The sequence below is a fragment of the uncultured Campylobacter sp. genome (genome assembly GCF_963517995.1).
In the GTDB taxonomy this organism is placed as follows: domain Bacteria; phylum Campylobacterota; class Campylobacteria; order Campylobacterales; family Campylobacteraceae; genus Campylobacter_A.
The window spans coordinates 1-3,822 of sequence record NZ_CAUQHQ010000179.1; the positions used below are offsets into that span (position 1 = coordinate 1).

4 protein-coding genes are annotated in these 3,822 nt (G+C 37.4%); all 4 read right to left on the reverse strand.

Features of this window, described 5'->3' with window-relative positions; all coding sequences use genetic code 11:
* Positions 1–304: 304 nt before the first annotated feature.
* The 4 genes from RYL88_RS12085 to RYL88_RS12100 all read right to left on the reverse strand — a co-directional run bounded on the left by RYL88_RS12085 (position 305) and on the right by RYL88_RS12100 (position 3,630).
* Positions 305–1,423, reverse strand: a complete 1,119-nt coding sequence (locus RYL88_RS12085; protein WP_314991609.1) for a hypothetical protein — start codon at positions 1,421–1,423, stop codon at positions 305–307.
* A 463-nt stretch (positions 1,424–1,886) separates the two neighbouring features.
* Positions 1,887–2,159 (reverse strand): type II toxin-antitoxin system YafQ family toxin, encoded by a 273-nt coding sequence (locus tag RYL88_RS12090; protein ID WP_314991611.1) that lies wholly within the window; start codon positions 2,157–2,159, stop codon positions 1,887–1,889.
* 3 nt (positions 2,160–2,162) lie between these two features.
* Positions 2,163–2,453 carry a hypothetical protein gene (locus RYL88_RS12095; RefSeq protein WP_314991613.1) on the reverse strand — a complete coding sequence of 97 codons (291 nt, stop codon included), beginning with the start codon at positions 2,451–2,453 and terminating at the stop codon, positions 2,163–2,165.
* Between the two features lie 181 nt (positions 2,454–2,634).
* The gene (locus tag RYL88_RS12100) at positions 2,635–3,630 is read right to left on the reverse strand and encodes a replication initiation protein (RefSeq protein WP_314991615.1); all 996 of its coding nucleotides are present in this window, start codon (positions 3,628–3,630) and stop codon (positions 2,635–2,637) included.
* Positions 3,631–3,822 lie beyond the last annotated feature (192 nt).

Here is a 3,822-nt window from a genome sequence, read left to right on the forward strand (position 1 = left end):
TCCTTGAATAAGTGAGAAATCTGTCCTTGAATAGTGAGAAATCTGTCCTTGAATACCTCTTGCCAAGCTCGATGCCATCGGCTCTAGCGAATACCTAAAAGATAAGAAAAGGTTTTTAAAAAGATGTTAAAAGGCGCGCGCGAAAAAAAATCGACCACTTTTTTGAAAAAATCTGACTATGAATTCGGACGCTTCAGCAGCGCTCAAATTGCTAGCGCAATTTTCGTCCGCGAGTTTTACGCCTTGCATAGTCGCTACGCTCCGCAAGGCTTTAGCAATTATTGGGGAGATGATAAGGGGCTTTTTAAAAGCTTCTACCAGTATCTTTCTTAATTATTTTTTGTGATACTGCCTTTTGTCTCTCTTTCTCTTGCATAATTTCTAAATGCGCTTTTTTTGCCAACAACACATTTGGCATAATAAATTCATCAAAAAGCGGCAATTGGGAATATTTAGCGTCTATTTCTCTATCTTTTTCGCCAAAATCGCCCATAATTGTATCTGGGCTTTCACTTTTGAAAGATCCACGATAGTCGATTAAGTTGAAATATGCTTTTAAGTCGTCAAATTTGACCGCTGTTGCATTTTCTTGTTTTAATTTGATAATTTCCTTGTCTTTGATATCGTTTTGCTCTTGTAGGGCTTTATTTTGCGTTTTAAGAGTATTTATTTCGGATTTTAACAGTCGATTTTCGTTTTCTAGCTCTTTAAAATTTAAATTTTTGGCATCGAGCGCTTTTAAATTTTCTCTGTGTATATCTGAAAGACGTTTAGTATTTGATGTGTCTATATTAAGCCTCTTGGCTACTGCGGTTACTACTATTTCGATATCATTATAATGCGCTTCTTCCTCTTTTTTTAGCTCTTCTTCTAGTTGTCTAATCGTTTTTTTACTTATTTCGCTGTCTTTTGGTAAAAGACTAATTAAGCTTTGTAAAAATGGCGATATTATCGGTTTTTGGTCGCCTGCTTCGGTATATGCTTTTAGCTCTTTTGTGGTTTGCTGCTCGAACTCTTGGCGATTGATTGGCTTTTGCTTTTCTCTGTCCGCTTCGATAGCTTTTTTAACCGCTTCATCTAGCTCTTTTTGAGTATATTGGGTTTCTTTGTCTTTTTTGATCGCCCCTAGCTCCCTAAAAAATGCGGCTGATAGTCCTTTGCCCTTATATTGCTTACGGAGTTGTTCGAGATATTCGGCTTTTTCTTTTTGGTTTAAAAGCTTTTCTTCGCTCTCGCTTACCGCTTTAAAAGCTTCTATCGCTTCTTTTTCGGTCTCTCTTTGAGTTGTTTTAATTGCCTTTTTTTCGGCTTCTTTTAGCTTGGCGTATTTGCGTGGCTCAATGCGTTCGGCTTTGCTTATTCGCTTATCTATGCCGCGCTGCATTCCCAAAATTTCGGCTACTTCGGATTGTATCTCACGCATTTTGCTCTTTGGAAAATCGCGCATTTTAAAGCAATTAACGCCAGTATTTTTATCGAGCGTGATAAGCTCTAGGTGCGCGTGGTGGTTAATTTGCTCTTTGCCGTCCTCGTCAATATGTCCCTCGTCCCTGTGTATGGCGATTTGGTAGCACTGAAAGCCGTATTTGTCATTAAAATGCTGGGCTATTCGCTTTAAGTCGTCCATTGTGGTATCGGGTTTTATATTACAAACCGCGCTCCACTCGTAAGTTTTAGCTTGAAATCTTTGCCCCGTGCGGCTCGTGTAGGTTTCTTTTGCCTGGGCTATGATTTGCCCTTTTAGCTTCCTTGCTTGCTCCGCATTGCGGTCACATTCCGCCCCTTTTTCGTTATCGATTAAATAACTTGGCGGAAGTGTGCGATCATTATGTTCGGCATTGATTGCAAAGGATTTTTTGAAATTTATACTTGAAATTTGGCTCATTTTATTTGTTAAAAAGCTCGCTATGGCTGCCAACTTGCATCAAATAAAGCTCTAATACATCGTCAATTATTTGATATATTAGCAATAAATCAGGCTTTACGTGACATTCTCGATACTGCGAATATTTGCCTTTTAGCTGGTGGTCGTAAAATTTTTGTTCTAAAATTTCGCCGCTCGCAAGTTTAAAAACTACTTCGTCGATTAGGTCTTGGTCTTGCGCGGTCTGCTTTTTAAACTGCGTTCGATACTTCTTTGAAGTGGTAATTTTGAGCATTTTTTATTCTCTCATCTTTGCTTGATAATCTGCAAAGTCATTGCACCTTATAACGTCGCCGTTTTCAAATTCTCTTATCGCTTCATCGAGCGCAGGGATAGAAATATTTTTCTCGTCTATCTTGCTTTTTGTTTTGGCTCTTAAAAATTTAACTAGCTCTTTTTGCGTAGCTATCTTGTTTTTAAAATCTTGTTCTAGCGAGCTTAGTTTTGCTTCGGCTTTTAGTAGATGATTGAATATCGTTCGCTTACTCATACTCTCGTATTTTTGATAGTCGATAGTAGCTTGTTGCATTGCGTTTTCCTTTTTGAAATATTTGCGATGATTGTATCATAAAAATATTTCAAAAACAAATTACACCTTATGAGCTTGCGAATAGGGTGGTAATTTGCAAATTACCACCCTTGACAAGCAAGAGTGATAATTTGTTTTTCTACTCGGCAAGCTCGTAGAAAAAATATAATTGAAATATAAGCTAAAAACCTAAGAAATTTTGTAGGTGTTTTATGCTCTCGAAAGTCGTTTCGGTTATGTAGTCATCATCAGAATTTTTTAGCTTGGCTTTAATTTTATCCTGGTAATAATTTAGCTCAATAATTTTTAGGGTGTCATATTCTTGAGTGTTTGGATTTTTAATTCTGACGCTTTGGAAAAGGTAGGCTTTTAGCTCGTCGATTTTGTTTTGTTTCAAAGATCGCAGCCTCTCTTCTCTTTGGATATCTCTTGCAATAGTTGCTAGATTTCTTTCGTTCTCTTTCTCGTCCTTTTCAAGCTCTGAAACGGGCTGCGGCATAAAAGTAAATTCTAGCGTTTCAATCTCTCGTCCTTTTTTAAATTTTCGGACTGATAGTTTTTGAAAAGGTGTGCGGCGCATATCAAAAAGGTTTCGTTCTGCCGATAGCTCTTTGATTGTAGGCTTTAAAATTCTTTTATCAATATCGCAAGATTGATAACTTTCAGGAATACCCAAAAGCTCTTTAAAATCATCGTATCGAATGCACCAGCGTCCAGTTTGGCGATATTGTTTTAAATAGCGGTAGATTGTTTTTGTGTATGTGCCGTTAAGATTTACAAACTCCGCTAGCTCGTATCTAGTCCAGCCTTTAAGAGGGCTTGAAATATAGCGGTCTTTAAAGCCTTGCGATACTCTAATTCTCAAGACTTTGTTTTTACTATCGGTTTCTATACTTGGAAAAATAACGTCTTGTCTTAGGTCGCCTAGTTCGTTAATCTCATATCGAAATTTAAACTCTTGAAGCTTGCCTATCTTGTCTAAAATCTCTTTGCGGTAATTCGTTCCCTGGGATATTTGAGCTAGCTCGAAAAGCTTGTTAAAATCAAGCTCTAGCGTATCGCCGCTAGTCTTTCTAAACTGCTGCAAAAGGGTAAAGAATACGTTTTGCTGCGCCTCATTCAGCGAATTAAATTTTAGCTCGTGTAGTTCGTTTGAATACTTTACAACTTCATTCATTTTTAGCCTTTTTATTTTGGGGCATTATAGCACCATAAAAGGACGTATGTCAATATTATGTCCTTTATTCAAGGACACTGCGGAAAATCTATCCCCTTATCAGAGGAAAATCTATCCTTGAATAAGTGAGAAATCTATCCTTGAATAAGTGAGAAATCTGTCCTTGAATAGTGAGAAATCTGTCCTTGAATA

Coding starts and splice junctions, on each gene's coding strand:
- RYL88_RS12085 (WP_314991609.1), bottom strand. CDS start 1,423: ATGCGTGAGATACAATCCGAAGTAGCCGAAATTTTGGGAATGCAGCGC.
- RYL88_RS12090 (WP_314991611.1), bottom strand. CDS start 2,159: ATGCTCAAAATTACCACTTCAAAGAAGTATCGAACGCAGTTTAAAAAG.
- RYL88_RS12095 (WP_314991613.1), bottom strand. CDS start 2,453: ATGCAACAAGCTACTATCGACTATCAAAAATACGAGAGTATGAGTAAG.
- RYL88_RS12100 (WP_314991615.1), bottom strand. CDS start 3,630: ATGAATGAAGTTGTAAAGTATTCAAACGAACTACACGAGCTAAAATTT.